The following is a 16,922-nucleotide window of genomic DNA, read 5'->3' on the forward strand; positions in this document are numbered from 1 at the left end:
GCTCCCTGTTGCTTGCTTGCCTGGTCACACCCTGGAGTCCCGCGGGCGTTCCGACCCACTGTAGTGCGGCGGTCCGCGGTACCGGGCTGTCGTCTTCCTGACTCTTCCCGCCCGTTTTGCTGTGACTTGGTCCGACCGTTGTGTGTCGACTGCCTGTGTCCGTCTCCGCGAGTACGTACGGGTACCCGTGTGTGTTCGATGGAAAGACGCTCACGCGTGGGCGGTTGGTTGCCGCGGACGGACGAGGGCCGTTCCGGATACGGACGGAGGCGGTGGTCGATACGGACGTACGCCGCTCCAGAAACGGACGTGACCGATCTCAAGTGATCAACTAGCGGGCACTGGTCAGGCACTTTTGGGGGCAGAGCCGACCAATCAAGATCACTTGCCGGTGGGCGGCGGGCGTGTTGTCAGTGGCAGGTGCGAGGATGCCTCCAGAACTGGCCGACGTGCCCGTGAGCGGTGGGGGAAGTCTGCGGTGGGGACCGCGCAGTCTCGTCCTCGTGGTCGCGGGTGCCCGCGCGGAAGGGACCGCTGACGGCGATGCAGATCCGGCTGACCGTCGTAGACCCGCTGGGACCGACCTCCGAGCCGCGAGGACGTGCCACGGCCTGCGACGTGCTGGTCACGGCGCCCGCCGGGACGGCTCTCGCCGCGGTGGCCTCGGGCCTCGCGTCCGCCGTCGGCGACGGCGGTGCGGAGCGGCTGGAGCGCAGCCGGGAGGCCGGCGGCGGACAGGTCGTGCTGTACGCCGGTGCCGAGCGCCTCGACACCCAGCGCTGCACTCTGGGCGAGCCGCCCCTCATCGACGGCGCCGTGCTCTCCCTCGGCACCCCCGCCGAAGCGGGCCCCGAGGTCGACGAGGCCGCCGCGCAGCTCCATGTCGTGGCCGGCCCCGACGCGGGCGGCGTCCATCTGCTGCACGGCGGAAAGATCCACATCGGCCGCTCCGCCGACGCCGACGTCCCGCTCGACGACCCGGACGTCTCCCGCCTCCACTGCGCGGTCACCCTCGCCTCCGACGGCCGTGTCTCGGTCGTCGACCTCGGCTCCACCAACGGCACCACCCTCGACGGCACCCGCGTGGGCGACCGCCCGGTACGCCTCGCCCCGGGCGCCCTGCTGCGCATCGGCGAGTCCGCGCTCCGCCTGGCCTCGTCGTCGGGGGCGCGGGGGATCGCGACGGCACCCGACGGGGAGGGGCACGTCCGCGTGCGGGTCGGGGGCTCGGAGAGCGGTGCGGAGGCGGCGGCCGTCGCGGGCTCCCGGGCGGGAGCGGGGGCCCCACGCGGCTCCGGCCTCGGTGCCGGCGGAACGGCTCGGGGAGGTGCGGGCGGCCCGGCGGCCGAGGACGCCGCGCAGGGCCGGGCCGAGCGGCGGACGGTGCCGGGGCAGGGCGGGGTGCCCGGGATCGAGCGGACGGCGGGGGGCGCGGGGTCCGTCGCCGAGGGTCACGGAGCCGCGTCCGGTACCGGCCGGGCGCACGCGCCCGACGGCGCGACGGGCGGCGACGGGTCGGACGTTCATGGCCGCGCCGGTGACACCCGCGGGGGTCACGGAGGGCCCGGGAGGCCCGGCGGGCACGGCGGAGATCACCCCCGCGACGCCGAGGACACCCGGGGGCCCGGTGACACGCGCGCGGCCGAGGCCGCGCAGGGGCCGGCCGCCTTCCACGGCCCCGGTGATGCACCCGGGCCGGGCGGGCTCGGCGGCTCCGGTGGGCCGGGAGCTTTCGGGGACGACGACGGGACCGCCGACGAGGCCGCCGGGGCCGGCACGCGCAAAGGCACCCCCCTCCGTGGCACGGAGGTGCCGCGCGGGGTGCGCAGGCGGGGCGGATTCGGGGCCTGGGCCCGGCGGTTGACCGGCGGGCGGGGGCAGGCGGAAGCCGAGTACGACCCCTACGAGTACGACACGGAGGACGACGAGGACGAGCAGGGGGCGCTGGCCTCGGTACTCCTCTCCGGCGGGGAACGGCTGCCGGAGACCTGGCCGGACCCCGCCGCCCTGCTGCTCACCGCGCTCGGGCCGGGCGCCCGGCTGTGGGAGCGGGGGCCGGGGCACCCGGAGGCCCTGACGGTGCGGCTGGGCACGGCGGACCGGGCGGCGCCGGACGGATCGGGACTGTTGCCGGCGGTGCCGGTGACCACCGGGCTGCGCGAGGTCGGCGCGCTGGGCCTGGCCGGGCCGCGCCCCCGGCTGATGGGGCTGACCCGCGCGGTCGTGGCCCAGCTCGCCGCGCTGCACTCCCCCGACGCCCTGGAACTGGTCCTGATCAGCGCGGACCGCTCCCGCTCCGCCGAGGAACGGGCCGCCGACTGGTCCTGGCTCGGCTGGCTCCCCCATCTGCGCCCCGCCCACGGCCAGGACTGCCGCCTCCTCCTCGCCTACGACCGCGAGCAGACGACGGCCCGGCTGGACGAGCTGCTGCGCCGCGTGGAGGACCACGCGGCGGACACGGCCGGACACGCGCCCGGGAGCACCCCGGGCGCGGGCGGCGGCGGTCGTACGACCACGACCGGAGCGGGCGGCCTCGCGGGGCAGGAGGCCGAGCGCGAGGGGGCGGGCGGGGGCGGTGCCGGCCGGCGGGCCGTGCGGCGGCCCTCCTGGGCCCGGGAGGACGGCCCGGCGGACGACGACTTCACGGGGTCGTACACGGTGGTGATCGTGGACGGCGACCCCGGAGGCGCCGATGTGCGCGAGGCCGTGGTGCGGCTGGCGCACGAGGGGCCCCTCGCCGGGATCCATGTCGTGTGCCTCGCCGAGACGGAGTCCGCGTCACCCGCCTCACCGGTGACGGAGACGTACACGGCGGCCTGCGAGACCTCGCCCGCGTTCCGCGCGTGCGGGGCCGTCGCCCTGCTCAGCGGTGACGTGGCCACGGCGCTGCGACTGCTGCGGGTCGCCTCCGCCGGGTCCGGACACGGCGCGGGGAGCGGTGCGGGGGGATCGGCGACGGCCGGCTCCGGTCGTACGGGGGGCGCGCGCCCCGCGTCCGCGGCCTCCGCGTCCGTTCCGGCCGACCACGCGCGCGGTCCGCAGGCCGACGCCCCGGTGAGCCGTACGCACACCCATATCGACCTCACGGGGAGCGGGCTCTCCGGTGCCGAGGAGCGGACGCATCCCGGCACCCAGGATCTCGCCTCCCTCACCCCGGGCGGGCCCGGGCTGCTGAACCACGGCACGGTGGCCACGCTCGACGCGGTGTCCCCGGCGTGGGCCGAGCGGTTCGCGCGGGCGCTGGCGCCGTTGCGGACGGACGGCACGGCCGGGGACCGGCAGGCGCGCGTGTCGGCGCCGCTGCCGCAGTCGGCGCGGCTGCTGGACGAGTTGGGGCTGGCGCGGGCCACACCCGCGTCGCTGATGGCCCGGTGGGCGGACGCGACCGACGACACGACGGCGCTCGGCGGACGGGCCTGGGCCGTGCTCGGCGCCGGGCCGCGCGGTCCGGTCTCCGTGGACCTCGTCGCCGAGGGCCCCCATCTGCTGATCGAGGGGCATGCCGGAAGCGGCCGTACGGAGCTGCTGCGGTCCGTCGCCGCGTCGCTCGCGGCCGCCGAGCGGCCCGACCGGCTGGGCATCGCCCTCGTGGACGGGCGGGACGGCGGTGCCGGTGGCGCCTCCGGTGCCGGTGGCGGGCGGGCCGGGGAGGGACTGGGGGTCTGTACCGACCTGCCCCACGTGGGGACGCATCTCACGGCCAACGACCCTGTCCGGATGCGGGAGTTCGCGCAGTCCCTGATCACGGAGCTGAAGCGGCGGTACGAACTGCTCGGCGGGCTGGGGTTCGTGGAGTGGCACACGCGGCGCGAGGTCTCGGGGCGTATCGTCCCGCAGCGCTCGGCGCCGTCGGGGCCGGGTGCTTCGGGGCCGGGTGCGTCGGGGTCCGGGGCCGCCGACCTCGACTCGTCCTCCAGCTCCACCCTTCGGCTGCGGCCGGCGGCGAGCCGCAGGAACACCGACCCGGGCGGCAGGGGCGCGGCCGGGAGGAACCCCGCCGCCGAGCTGCCCCGGCTCGTCGTCATCGTCGACGACCTGGACGCCCTGTTGTCACCCGCCCTGGGTTCCACCGGCCGGCCGGCGGCGGGGTCCGTCGTACGGGCCCTGGAGGCGGTGGCCCGGGAGGGCGAGCGTCTCGGGGTGCATCTCGTCGCCACGACCGGCGTCGGCGGGCGCCCGGGCGAGGGTGAGCTGGGCAAGGCGGCCGGTGCACGGGTCGTCCTGAGCGCGCCGATGCCGGGCCCGGACGAACCGGCGCCCGGCCGGGGGGAGTTGCTGGGCGAGGGTGGCCGTACGACCGCGTTCCAGGCGGGCCGCGTCACGGGCCGCATCCCCCGCACCGCCACCCTCCGCCCGACCGTCGTCCCCCTCGACTGGGCACGCATGGGCGACCCCCCGGCCCGACGCCCGGTCCGCGAACTGGGCAACGGCCCGACCGACCTCGCCCTCCTGGCCAGCGCCCTGGACCGAGCGGCCCGCGAGGTCTCGGCCACACAGGTACCGTCCCTGCTCTGACCCCCGGGCCCCGAAAGGGGCGCGGGGAACGGCGCGAGCGACCGCGCCGCATCCGCATCCGCATCCGCACCCAGCCACACACCCACAGGGCCACCACCCCCGCGCGGAGACACCCACCGGCGGAGCAACCGAGCGGGGCTGGGCAACAACGTCCCTGGGGGCCGCAGGCCCTCAAGAGGCGCGGGGAACTGCGCGAGCAACCACGACTCACCCGCACCCACCCACACGGCCCCGATCACCCCCACCCCGAAAGCGGCGGCGGCCGGCGCTCCCATGGTCACGACGCGGTCACGATCACGTCGTTGACGCGGCAGGCGCTCTTGCCGCCCCCGACCACGCGGCGTAGACCAGAGCGCACGGGACAGCGCTCTACGTTCGACGACGCACGGAGAACGGGGTCAGAGATGCGCAACATCCACCATATTCGCCGTATTCACCGCATGGTTCGCACACGCAAGCCCAATCCCCCTGGCAAGCCCACCCATCCCCCCACGGCCAAAGCCCTCGCGGCCCTCGCCGCAGGCGTCCTCGCCCTCTCCCTCACTGCGTGCGGCGGGGACGACGACGGCGGCGACAAGGGTGACAACGGCAGCGACGGCGGCAACGAGGCCACCGTGAAACTCCCCAAGCTGGACGGCCAGAAGCTGGAGGTCGCCGCGGTCTTCACGGGCCCGGAACTGGACAACTTCCAGAAGGTGCTGGACGAGTTCGAGAAACGCACCGGCGCCTCGGTGACCTTCGTGCCCACCGGCAACAACACCTCCACGTTCCTCGGTACGAAGATCGAGGGCGGCAAACCGCCGGACGTGGCGTTCCTGCCGCAGGTCGGCGTGTTGCACCAGTTCGCCGACAAGGGCTGGGTGAAGCCGCTCGGCAGCGAGGCCCAGGCGCAGTTGGACAAGAACTTCTCGGACGGCTGGAAGGACCTCGGCGCCTACGAGGGCAAGCAGTACGGCGTCTACGCGAAAGCCGCCAACAAGTCCCTCGTCTGGTACAACACCGCGGCCTTCGAGGCGGCGGGCATCACCGAGGAACCGGGGTCGTGGGACGAGTTCCTGCAGACCGCGCAGACGCTCTCCGACGCGGGCTCACCGGCCGTGTCCATCGGCGGCGCCGACGGCTGGACGCTCACCGACTGGTTCGAGAACGTCTACCTCTCGCAGGCGGGCCCGGAGAAGTACGACCAGCTCGCCAAGCACGAGATCAAGTGGACCGACCCCTCCGTCAAGCAAGCCCTCACCACGCTCGCCGAGCTGTGGGGCGAGGACGACCTGATCGCGGGCGGCGCCTCCGGCGCACTGCAGACGGAGTACCCGAAGTCGATCACGCAGACCTTCGGCGGGGACACCCCGGCGGGCATGGTGTTCGAGGGCGACTTCGTGGCCGTCACCATCAACGGCGACACGGACGCGAAGATCGGCACGGATGCCAAGGTGTTCCCGTTCCCGGCGGTCGGCGACGCCTCCCCCGTGGTCACCGGCGGCGACGCGGCCGTGGCGCTGAAGGACGGCAAGGGCGCACAGGCGCTGCTCACCTTCCTCGCCTCGACCGACGCGGCGGAGATCTGGGCGGCACAGGGCGGCTTCCTCTCCCCCAACAAGGAGATGGACGAGGGAAGTTACAAGGACGACGTCACCCGGGAGATCGCCAAGGCGCTGCTCGCGGCGGGCGACGACTTCCGCTTCGACATGTCCGACCAGGCCCCCGCGGCGTTCGGCGGCACGCAGGGCGTGGGCGAGTGGAAGGACCTCCAGGACTTCCTGAAGAGTCCCGACGACGTGGCCGGTGCCCAGAAGCGGTTGGAGGCCGACGCGGCGAAGGCCTACGGGAACGGCTGACGACGACCTCATGCCGTCTGCCGTGACGAAGACGGCGGGAGGCGCCGGCGCACTGCCGACGCCCCCCGCCGCACCCCGCAAGAGCGTGACGGGAACCCGGCTGTGGGTGGCGGTGCTGTTTCTGCTGCCCGCGCTGGTGCTGCTCGGCGCGCTCGTGGTCTACCCGATCGGGTACTCGGTCTGGCGGAGCCTGTTCGACGCGGACGGCTCGGGCTTCGTCGGCCTCGACAACTACGCGGAGATCTTCTCCGACGACTCCACCCTCGTCGCCGTGCGCAACACCGCGATCTGGGTCGCGGTGGCCCCGGCCCTCGTCACCGCGCTCGGACTGATCTTCGCGGTGCTGACCGAACGCATCCGCTGGGGAACGGCGTTCAAGCTGATCGTCTTCATGCCGATGGCGATCTCGATGCTCGCCGCGGGCATCATCTTCCGGCTGGTGTACGAGCAGGACCCGGACCAGGGCGTCGCCAACGCGGTGGTGACGTCCGTGCACGACGTGTTCGTGGACGAGTCGGTGTATCCGAAGGCCCGGCCCAACGCCCAGGTGAGCGATCTGAAGGCGTCCGGCGGTGGTGCGTTCACCACGGAGGGGACCGCGCGGGCGGGCACCCCGGCGCTGCTCCCCCTCGTCGGTATCGCGCCGGGCAGCCTGCCCGGCGACGCACAGGACGCGAAGGCCGCCGGGGCCGCCGGTGGTGACGGCGTCACCGGCACCGTCTGGCTGGACTTCCGGCTCGGCGGCGGTGGCGAGAAGGGGGCCGTCGACCCGGGCGAGAAGGGGCTGAAGGGCGTCAAGGTCGAGGCGGTGAAGGACGGTGCGGTCGTCGCCTCCACCACCAGCGGCGGCGACGGCACCTTCAGCCTGCCCGAGGCGGCGGACGGAGCCCGACTCCGGCTGCCGGGCTCGAACTTCGCGGCGCCCTACAACGGCATCGACTGGCTGGGCCCGGCGCTCGTCACCCCGGCCGTCATCGGGTCGTACGTCTGGATGTGGGCCGGCTTCGCGATGGTGCTGATCGCGGCGGGCCTCGCCGGGGTCGACCGCAACCTGCTCGAAGCCGCCCGGGTGGACGGGGCGAACGAGTGGCAGGTGTTCCGCCGGGTCACCGTGCCCCTGCTCGCACCGGTCCTGGTCGTCGTCCTCGTCACGCTGATGATCAACGTGATGAAGGTGTTCGACCTCGTCTACATCATCGCCCCCCAGCCCAGCCAGGACGAGGCCAACGTACTGGCCCTGCAGCTGTACCTGGTGTCGTACGGCGGCGGGGGCGACTTCGGTCTCGGCAGTGCGATCGGCGTGGTCCTGCTGCTGCTCGTGCTGCCGGTGATGTGGGTCAACATCCGGCGTCTCAGGAAGGAGCGCCAGCGGTGACCGCTCTCGAAACCCCCGCGCCCGCGCCGGGAACTCCGGCGCGCGAGGAGCCCGTTCGCCGCGAACGCTCCGTCGCCTCCCGGCTCGCGAGCGGCGCGGCGGGCGGCGTGTTGCGCGTGTTCCTGCTGCTGGTGGCGCTGTTCTGGCTGGTGCCGACCTTCGGGCTGCTGGTCTCCTCGTTCCGCGACCCGACCGACATCTCCACCTCCGGGTGGTGGAAGGTGTTCACGGCCCCGGCCCAGCTCACCACCAAGAGCTATGCGTCGCTGCTGGAGAACGACGGCATCACGGACGCCCTGCTCAACACGGTCTGGATCACGGTCCCGGCGACGCTGCTGGTCGTCCTGATCGGCGCGATGGCCGGATACGCCTTCGCCTGGCTGGACTTCAAGGGCCGCGACTGGTGGTTCATGGCCGTGGTGGGGCTGCTGGTGGTCCCGGTGCAGGTGGCACTGATCCCGCTGTCCGGACTCTTCCGGGACCTCGGGATCTTCGGCGACATCATCGGCGTCGTCCTCTTCCACGTCGGCTTCGGACTGCCGTTCGCGATCTTCCTGTTGCGGAACTTCTTCGCGGAGATCCCGCGCGAGCTGCTGGAGGCGGCACGGCTGGACGGGGCGGGTGAGGTCCGGCTGTTCGCGACGGTCGTACTGCCCCTGGCCGCACCGGCGTTGGCGTCGCTCGGGATCTTCCAGTTCCTGTGGGTGTGGAACGACATGCTGGTCGCGCTGGTGTTCTCCAGCTCCGACTCCCAGCCGCTGACGGTCGCGCTCCAGCAGCAGGTGAGGCAGTTCGGCAGCAACATCGAGGTGCTGGCGCCGGGTGCCTTCATCTCGATGGTGATCCCGCTGGCCGTGTTCTTCGCGTTCCAGCGGCAGTTCGTGTCGGGGGTGATGGCGGGGGCGGTGAAGTAGGGCAAGGGAAGCTCGCAGCACGGGAGTTGCGAGGTGTGCCGGGCGGGCGCCCGGAGGTCGGGCGCGCGGCAACCCCCGCAGCCCGCGCCGGAATTCACCTCCGCGCGCCCCCAACTCCCCTCCCTGTCCCCCGTATGGAACACGCACCGTAACCAAATCATCCCATCGGCCGTTTCCGGGCAGTATGCCCGCGCCGACCCATGGATGTCCTCCTTGCCCAGGTTCAGTGTCATCGTTCCCGCGTACAAGGTTCAGGCGTACCTGCAGGAATGCCTGGATTCCGTGCTCTCCCAGTCCTTCACCGACCTCGAACTGATCGTCGTCGACGACGCCTCCCCCGACAACTGCGGCGCGATCGCCGACGAGACCGCGGCCCGCGACCCCCGCGTACGGCGCACCGTGCGCCTGCGGGAGAACGCGGGCCCGGGTGCCGCCCGCAACAAGGGGATGGAGTACGCGAGGGGGGACTACCTCCTCTTCCTCGACGGCGACGACACGTTCGCGCCGGGCGCGCTCCGGGCGATCGCCGACCGCGTCAAGGAGACCGGCGAACCGGACGTCCTCGTCCACGACTTCGCCCGCGTCTCCTGGTCGGGCGAGTCCGTCCGCGACGAACGCGGCCTCCAGCTGACCGAGCAGGGCCCCGCCCCCTTCCGCCTGGACGACCGTCCGGGCCTGCTGCACGTCCGCCCGGCCGTGTGGAACAAGGCGTACAAGCGGGAGTTCGTCGAGGACCACGACTTCCGCTTCCCGCCCGGCATCTACGAGGACACGGCCTGGACGTACCCCGTCCTGATGGCCGCCGAGTCCGTCGCCACCCTCGACCGGGTCTGTGTCCATCACCGCCGGCGCCGCCACGGCAGCCTGTTGGGGGCGACTACGCGCGGTCACTTCGACGTGTTCGAGCAGTACGACCGGGTGTTCGCGTACGTCGACGAGCGGCCGGAGCTGGCGCAGTGGCGCCCGGTGCTGTTCCGGCGCATGGTCGACCACCTCACCTCCGTGTTCTCCCGGCGCCACCGGCTGCCGCGCCAGGCGCACGCCGAGTACCTGCGCACGGTCCGCGTGTACTGCGCCCGCTACCGCACCCCGGGCGCCCCCCTCCGCGCCCGCGCCCGGCTCCGGCACGCGCTCCTGCGGCTCGGCGGTCCGCGTCTCCACCGCGCGCTGTGGGCGGGGGCGCGGCTGGGCCGGGGCGCCGGGCGCCGGGCGCGGGGCCTGGCCGGGCTGCTGCGTACGGCCGGGCTGCGCCTCCACTACCGCGTCCAGCGCCTCCTCCCGCTGCGTGCCGACCGGGCCGTGTTCGCCGCGTACGACGGCCGGGGCTACGAGTGCAGCCCGGCCGCGCTGGAGAACGCGTTCCGCACGTACGTCCCCCGGATGCGCACCTCGTGGATCGCACGCCCGGAGCACCACCACACGCTCCCGGTGGGGACCCGGCGGGTGCTCCCCGGCTCGATGGCGTACTGGACGGCGCTGGCCCGCTCCAGGTACCTGGTGAGCAACGTCGACTTCGACCGGCGCCTGGCCAAGCGCCGCGGGCAGGTGCTGCTGCAGACCCGGCACGGCACGCCGCTCAAGCGGATGGGGCTCGACCTCCAGGACCGGCCGGCGGCGGCGCGCGGCGCGGACTTCGCTGCCGCGCTGCGCGGCAGCGACCGGTGGGACTACGTCCTGTCCGGCAACCGCCACTCCACACTCGTCTGGGAGCGCGTCCACCCCTCCCCGTACACGACCCTCGAATACGGCTCGCCGCGCAACGACGTGTTCCTGCGGGCGAACACGGCGGACGTGGCCCGGGTACGCGAACAGCTCGGCATCCCCGAGGGCGCGGTCGCCGTCCTGTACGCCCCCACGCACCGCGACTACCGCCACTCGCAGCGCGCCCATCTGGACCTGGAGCGGGTGCTGCGCAAGCTCGGGCCGCGGTTCGTGGTCCTCGCCCGGGCCCACCACGGGTACGGCTCCCCGCTGACGGATCTGGCGCACGGCCGTCTGCTGGACGTCACCGGCCATCCGAGCGTGGAGAACCTGTGCCTCGCCTCGGACGCGCTGGTCACCGACTACTCGTCCCTGATGTTCGACTACGCCAACCTCGACCGGCCGATCGTGATCCACGCGGAGGACTGGGAGGCGTACGAGGCGGCGCGGGGCACCTACTTCGATCTGCGCTCCTTCCCGCCGGGGGCGGTGGCGCGCAGTGAGGACGAGCTGATCGACATCTTCGCCACGGGGCACTGGCGGGGGTCGCGGTCGGCGCAGTTGCGGTCGGCGTTCCGGGAGCGGTTCTGTCCGTTCGACGACGGGCGGGCGGCCGAGCGGGTGGTGCGGCGGGTGGTGCTGGGCGAGGTCGCGCCGGTGGACTTCGTCCCCCTGGCCGAGCGGCATCCCGTCCCGTCGGCCGCGGCGGCCCGTCCGGCGGTGGACGGGGCGCTGGGCACGTAGGCGTTTGCCGACCCCGCCGCGCTGGGGAGCGCGGGGCGCAGCCCGCGCTCCCCAGGGGCGCGGGGAACCGCGCGACCAGCCCCCGCGCACCCGCGCACCCGCGCACCCGCAGACAACGTCCCCCGCACCCGCCCGCACCCGACAAACTCGCCCCGAAAGGACAGAATGCCCCGCTTCAGCATCATCGTCCCCTCGCACGGTGTCGAAGGGCGGCTGTCGCTCGCCCTGGACTCGGTCCTCACGCAGCCGTTCGGCGACTTCGAGCTGATCCCGGTCCATGACGCACCGGGTTCCCCGGCGGGAGCCGTCGGCGCCGCGTACGCCGGCAGGGACACCCGGGTGGTTCCGGTCGAGTCGCCCCCCTCGGGCGGACTGAGTGCGGCCCGCAACGCGGGGATCGCGGCGGCGCACGGGACGTACGTGCTGTTCCTGGACGGGGACGACACGCTCGCGCCGGGCGCGCTGCGGGCGATCGCGGACCGGCTGCGCGAGGCCGGCGACCCCGATGTCCTGTACTTCGCGCATGAGCGCGCGCACTGGTGGGAGGGCGGGACGACCGTCGTGCGCCCGGCCGGCCCGCAGACCCCGGCGTGGAGCGCGGCCTACCGCCGGGACTTCCTCGCCGAACGTCAACTCCTCTTCCCCATCGGCCACTACACCGACCTCGGCTGGAGCGGCCTGGTCGCGCTGGCCACCGACCGCACGGCCGAGCTGCCGGAGACGGTCTGCGTACGCCATCTGCTGCGCCGGCAGGGCAGCCGGCTGCACGCCCCCGGCGCGCACCAGCTCGAACTGCTCGACCAGGTGGAGCTGGTCCTCGCCCGGGCCACGGCCGAACAGGGCGTGCCCCAGGCGTTGTTCGCGCGGTTGTTCGCGGTGGTGCTGCGGACCGCCGCGCACCCGGAGCGGCTGCCGGTCCACCACCGCCGCGCGTTCTTCCGCCGTGCCACGCACCTGTACCGCCACTACGTCCCGGCCGGTTTCCAGCCGCCCGGCGGCCTCCTCGGCGTACAGCACCGGTTGCTCGCGTCCGGCTCGTACGCCGGCTTCCGGGTCCTGTGCGCCGCCGAGCGGGCGGTGGCCGGGGCGTCGGCCGCGCTCCCCCGCCCGCGCGCGCCCCTGACCCGTGCCGCGTACGCCGTCCAGCGCCGTCTGCCGCTGGACAGGAACCTCGTCGTGTACCGCGCGCACCGGGGCGGTGACCTCGGCTGCGACCTCGTCGCCCTCCACGCGAAGGCCCGAGAACTCGCCCCCCGGCTGCGTGCGGTGTTCCTCGTCGAGCCCGACGCGGTGGACGCTCTCCCCGAGGGCGCCGAGTACGCCGTCATCGGCACCCGGCGCCACGGGCAGGCCCTCGCCCGCGCCCAGTACGTCGTCGACGGCACCGACGTCGAGACGGCGGGCGCGGAAGCGGTCGTCAAGCGCGCCCGCGGCGTCCACGTCCGCACCCAGCGGGGCACCCCGCTGACGACGACGGGCGTGGACCGGGCCCCGTACCCGGTGGCGGCCGCCGCGTCCGGCGACTTCACCGGCCTCGTCGCCCACGTGGACCGCTGGGACTTCGCCCTCTCCGCCAACCGGCACTCCACACAGACCTGGGAGCGGGCCTTCCCGGGCGCGTACGAGACGCTGGAGTACGGCTCCCCGCGCAACGACGTCCACTACACGGCGACTGCCGAGGACGTGACGCGCGCCCGGCGCGAACTGGGCGTGCCGGAGGGCAGGAAGGCCCTCCTGTACGCCCCCGCCCGCCGCGACGCCCCCCACGACCCGGCCACCGGCCCAGGCGCCCGGCTCGATCCGGAGGCGTTCTGCGAGGCGGTCGGCGAGGAGTACGTGGTGCTGCTGCGGGCGGGTGACGTCCACGGCGGCGCGAGCGCACGCAGGACGGGCGGCCGGATCATCGACGTCACCGCGCACCACTCGGTCGAGGACGTCTGTCTCGCCGCCGACGCGCTGATCACCGACCACTCCGCCCTGATGTTCGACTACGCCCATCTCGACCGGCCGATCGTGATCCACGCGGAGGGCTGGGACGTCCTGCGGGAGACCCGGGGCGTCTGTCTCGACCTGCCGGCCGCGCCGCCCGGTCATGTGGCGCGCACCGAGCGGGAGCTGGCGGACCTGTTCCGCGACGGCTCGTACGCGGACGTGGAGGCCGACGCCCTGCGCGCGAGGTTCCGGGAGCGGTTCTGCCAGTTCGACGACGGGCGGGCGGCCGAACGGGTCGTACGGCGGGTGTTCCTGGGCGAGGGGCCGCGGGCACTGCCGCCCGTCGTGCCGCTCGCCGAACGGACCCCGGCCCCGGCGCCCGCCGCCGCGACCCTCGTGAGGAGCTGACGGTCATGCCCCGCTTCAGTGTCATCGTCCCCGTGTTCGAGGTCCGGGGCTTTCTGCGCGAGTGCCTCGACTCGGTCCTGGAGCAGTCGTACCGGGATCTGGAGGTGATCGCCGTCAACGACTGCTCGCCGGACGGCAGCGGCGCGATCCTCGACGCGTACGCCGCCCGCGACCCGCGGGTGCGGGTGCTGCACCTGCCCGCGAACGTGGGTCCCGGCCGCGCCCGCAACGCCGGACTGCCGTACGCCGGCGGCGACTTCGTGCTCTTCCTCGACAGCGACGACACCCTCGTCCCGGGGGCCCTGCGGGCGCTGGCGGACCGGCTGGACGAGACCGGTGACCCCGATGTGCTGGTCTTCGACCACGTCCGCGCGCACTGGTGGGGCGGGACGCGGCGCGACGCCTCCGCACACCTCCTGTCCGCGGTCGGTGAGGGCGTCTTCACGGCCGCGGAGCGCCCGCGGGTCCTCGAACTGCCGACGGTCGTGTGGAACAAGGCGTACCGGCGGGAGTTCGTCGAGACGCGACGGTTCCGGTTCCCGCCGGGCCACTACGAGGACACTCCGTGGACGTTCCCGGTCCTGCTCGACGCCGGGCGGATCGCCACGCTCGACCGGATCTGCGTGGCCCACCGGCTGCGACGTCGGGGCGGCCTCCTGTCCACCACGAGCCGTCGGCACTTCGACGTGCACGACCAGTACGAGCGGGTCTTCGGCTTCCTGGACTCCCGCCCCGAACTGGCGAGTTGGCGCTCCCTCGTACGGGACGGGATGGCGGCGCACTGCCTGTCCGTCCTCGCCGAGCCGGACCGGGTGCCGGGCGGCGACAGGGCCGAGTTCTTCCGGCGGACGGCGGCGCTGTACCGCAAGCACCGGTCGGACGGCGACCCGGTGACCCCCGAGCACCGCGTGCTGGCGGGCGGCTGGGCCGCGTACCGCGCCCGGCGCCGGGTGGCCGGGGTCCGTGGCGCGCTCGGCGTACGCGGGGAGCGCCTGCGCGCGGCCGGCGCCGAGCTGATCGGCAGGGGCTGGTCGCTGGCCCACGAACGGCTGCCGCTGGACCCGGATCTGGCCCTGTACTCGGCGTTCGCGCACCGGGGGGTGCTCGGAGACCCGGCGGCCGTGTACCAGGCCGCCCGTGCTCTCGCGCCCCACATCCGCGGGGTGTGGGTGGTGCGGCCGGAGCGGGTGCCGGCGCTCCCTCCGGGGGTCGCGTACGTGACGCCGGGCTCGCCCGAGTATCTGCGGCTGGCCGCGCGGGCGACGTACTTCGTCGGCAACACCCCCTGGCCCGGCACCCTCACCAAGCGGCCGGGCAGCGTGCACCTCCACACCCACCAGGGCACCCCGCTCAAGTTCATGGGCGCCGACCTGCTGCACCGGCCCGGTGCCCGGCTCGGCGTGGACGTGCCGGAGACGCTGCGCCGGGCCGACCGCTGGGACCACAGCCTGGTCGCCAACCGCCACTCCGAACTGGTGTGGAGCAGGGCGTATCCGTGCGGGTTCACCTCGCTGCGCACCGGCAGCCCGCGCAACGACGTCCTGGTGAACGCCGGCCCGGACAGCGGTGCGCGGATCCGGGCACGGCTCGGCATCCCGGCCGGGCACACGGTCGTGCTGTACGCGCCGACGTTCCGCGACTACCGGCGGGGCGGCCACGTCGACCGCCTGGACCTCGCCCGGTTCGCCGCCGACCTGCGGCGCAGCCTGGGCGAGGCCCACACCCTCGTCGTACGGCTGCATCCGTCGTCGGCGGACGGCCCGGCGCGCGGGTTCGGGCTCGCCGAGCTGCACCGGCGGGGTGTCGTCGTGGACGCGACGGACGAGCCCCACGCCGAGGAGGTGATGCTCGCCGCCGACGTCCTCGTCACGGACTACTCGGCCCTGATGTTCGACTACGCCAACCTCGACCGGCCGATCGTCGTGCACGCCGACGACCGGGACGCCTTCGCGGTGAGCAGGGGCATGTACGTGGACATCACCGCCGATCCGCCCGGCCATGTGTCGCGCTCCTACCGGGAGCTGGCCTGGCTGTTCGACTCCGGGCAGTGGCGGGACGCGGAGTCGGCGCGGCTGCGGGCCGGGTTCCGGGAGCGGTACTGCGAGTTCGACGACGGGCGGGCGGCCGAGCGGGTCGTACGGACGCTGATGCTGGGTGAGCGGGCGGTGGCGGTGCCCGCGCCGAGGGCGCCGGGGTCGATGACGAGCACGGGCTTCGTGTTGTCATGAGGGCGCGGGCGTGGGTGCTGCTGCTCGCCGCCGGTTTCGCGCTGCTCCAGTTCGCGAGTGTCACCGGGCGCGCCACCCCCGACACCAAGAACTACGTCTCGTACGCCCTCACGCTGGGTGGCGCGGGCCCGCGGGAGTCGGCGGCCGGGGCCATCGACCACTACTGCGGGAGCCGGGCGGCGACGGCCGAGCGGAAGCAGAGCGTGGACGTGGTGCGGTTCCGCGAGCCGAGCCCGGCCGCGCGGGTCGCCGAGGAGTGCGGCCGGGACCTGTGGCGGAGGGTGGACCGGGGGCTGGCGGCCGGGCGGACCGAGGGCCCCATCGCCCCGTTCGCCTCGGAGCGGTTCCAGCGGATCTTCGAGGTGCGGCCCGGGTATCCGGTGCTGCTGGCGCCGTTCGTCGCCGTGTTCGGGGTCGTGTGGGGCGTGTGGCTGGCGAGCGTGCTGATCGCGGCGGCCGGGGGCGTCCTGGCCTTCCTCGTCCTGCGCGCCGTCCGCGCCCCCACCCCCGTCGCCCTCACCGGGCAGGCCCTGTACTACGTCCTGCCGTGCGGCGCGACCGCCATGCGGCCCATGACCGAGGGGCTGTTGCTGGCCCTGACGCTGGCGGCGCTGTGGGGGTGCGCGCTGGCGATGGAGGGGCGGGTGCGGGCGGGGGTGCCGCTGGTGGGCGGCGCCCTGGCGGCGCTGTTCACGGTGAAGCACTCGCAGGCGCTGTTTCTGGGGGCGTGTCTGGCGGGGGCGTGCGCGGTGGTCGCCGTGCGGCGCGCACGCGGCGGTGAAGGCGAGGGGCGCGGGCCGGTCGAGACATGGGTGCGGGCGGTCGGTGCGGTGTCGGCGGGCGCGGTGGTGTGCACGCCGGTGCTCGCCGGGCTGCTGCGCTACCCGGCGTCCACCGAGAGCCTCCAGGACCTGCTCACCGACCACTACACCCACCCCGACCGGGACCGGCTGTGGCCCGAGTTCCTGCACCTGGAGGCTCGCTTCTGGGGGGAGTGGGGGCGTCGGCAGCTGACCCAGCCCCTGTTCCTGGCCGCGCTGGGGGCGGGCGCGTGGGGCGCGTCGCGGCAGCGGCCCGCGTTCGGGTGGTTCGTGATCGCCGGCGCGTTCACGGGGATCCTCAACCAGGCCGGGCACCCGGACATCACCATCTGGGGCGACCGGCTGATCGTGGTGGCGTGGCTGCTGCCGGTGCTGGGGCTGCCGCTGCTGCTGGAACGCGTCACGGCCCCGCGAAGCTCACTCGATGTGGTGACCGCGAGCTGAGC

Annotated in this window: 8 protein-coding genes; all 8 read left to right on the forward strand. The window is 74.2% G+C overall.

Features of this window, described 5'->3' with window-relative positions; translation table 11 throughout:
• The first annotated feature begins 543 nt into the window (after positions 1–543).
• The gene (locus tag H4687_RS18990) at positions 544–4,515 is read left to right on the forward strand and encodes an FHA domain-containing protein (RefSeq protein ID WP_050399256.1); all 3,972 of its coding nucleotides are present in this window, start codon (positions 544–546) and stop codon (positions 4,513–4,515) included.
• 440 nt (positions 4,516–4,955) lie between these two features.
• Positions 4,956–6,353 (forward strand): ABC transporter substrate-binding protein, encoded by a 1,398-nt coding sequence (locus H4687_RS18995; RefSeq protein ID WP_050399257.1) that lies wholly within the window; start codon positions 4,956–4,958, stop codon positions 6,351–6,353.
• A 10-nt stretch (positions 6,354–6,363) separates the two neighbouring features.
• Positions 6,364–7,728 (forward strand): carbohydrate ABC transporter permease, encoded by a 1,365-nt coding sequence (locus H4687_RS19000; RefSeq protein ID WP_225966739.1) that lies wholly within the window; start codon positions 6,364–6,366, stop codon positions 7,726–7,728.
• The gene (locus H4687_RS19005; protein ID WP_046915848.1) at positions 7,725–8,642 is read left to right on the forward strand and encodes a carbohydrate ABC transporter permease; all 918 of its coding nucleotides are present in this window, start codon (positions 7,725–7,727) and stop codon (positions 8,640–8,642) included. Before H4687_RS19000 ends, H4687_RS19005 begins: the two co-directional genes overlap by 4 nt.
• Before the next feature lie 204 nt (positions 8,643–8,846).
• Positions 8,847–11,087 carry a bifunctional glycosyltransferase/CDP-glycerol:glycerophosphate glycerophosphotransferase gene (locus tag H4687_RS19010; RefSeq protein WP_046915849.1) on the forward strand — a complete coding sequence of 747 codons (2,241 nt, stop codon included), beginning with the start codon at positions 8,847–8,849 and terminating at the stop codon, positions 11,085–11,087.
• A gap of 165 nt (positions 11,088–11,252) precedes the next feature.
• Positions 11,253–13,427 carry a bifunctional glycosyltransferase/CDP-glycerol:glycerophosphate glycerophosphotransferase gene (locus H4687_RS19015; RefSeq protein WP_050399259.1) on the forward strand — a complete coding sequence of 725 codons (2,175 nt, stop codon included), beginning with the start codon at positions 11,253–11,255 and terminating at the stop codon, positions 13,425–13,427.
• A gap of 5 nt (positions 13,428–13,432) precedes the next feature.
• Positions 13,433–15,655 carry a bifunctional glycosyltransferase/CDP-glycerol:glycerophosphate glycerophosphotransferase gene (locus H4687_RS19020; RefSeq protein ID WP_046914546.1) on the forward strand — a complete coding sequence of 741 codons (2,223 nt, stop codon included), beginning with the start codon at positions 13,433–13,435 and terminating at the stop codon, positions 15,653–15,655.
• Entirely contained in the window at positions 15,652–16,920 is a 1,269-nt protein-coding gene (locus H4687_RS19025; RefSeq protein WP_192781692.1) for a hypothetical protein, read from the forward strand. The genes H4687_RS19020 and H4687_RS19025 overlap by 4 nt, the downstream gene beginning before the upstream one ends.
• The last annotated feature ends 2 nt before the right edge of the window (positions 16,921–16,922 follow it).

Source organism: Streptomyces stelliscabiei (assembly GCF_014873495.1).
GTDB lineage: Bacteria > Actinomycetota > Actinomycetes > Streptomycetales > Streptomycetaceae > Streptomyces > Streptomyces bottropensis.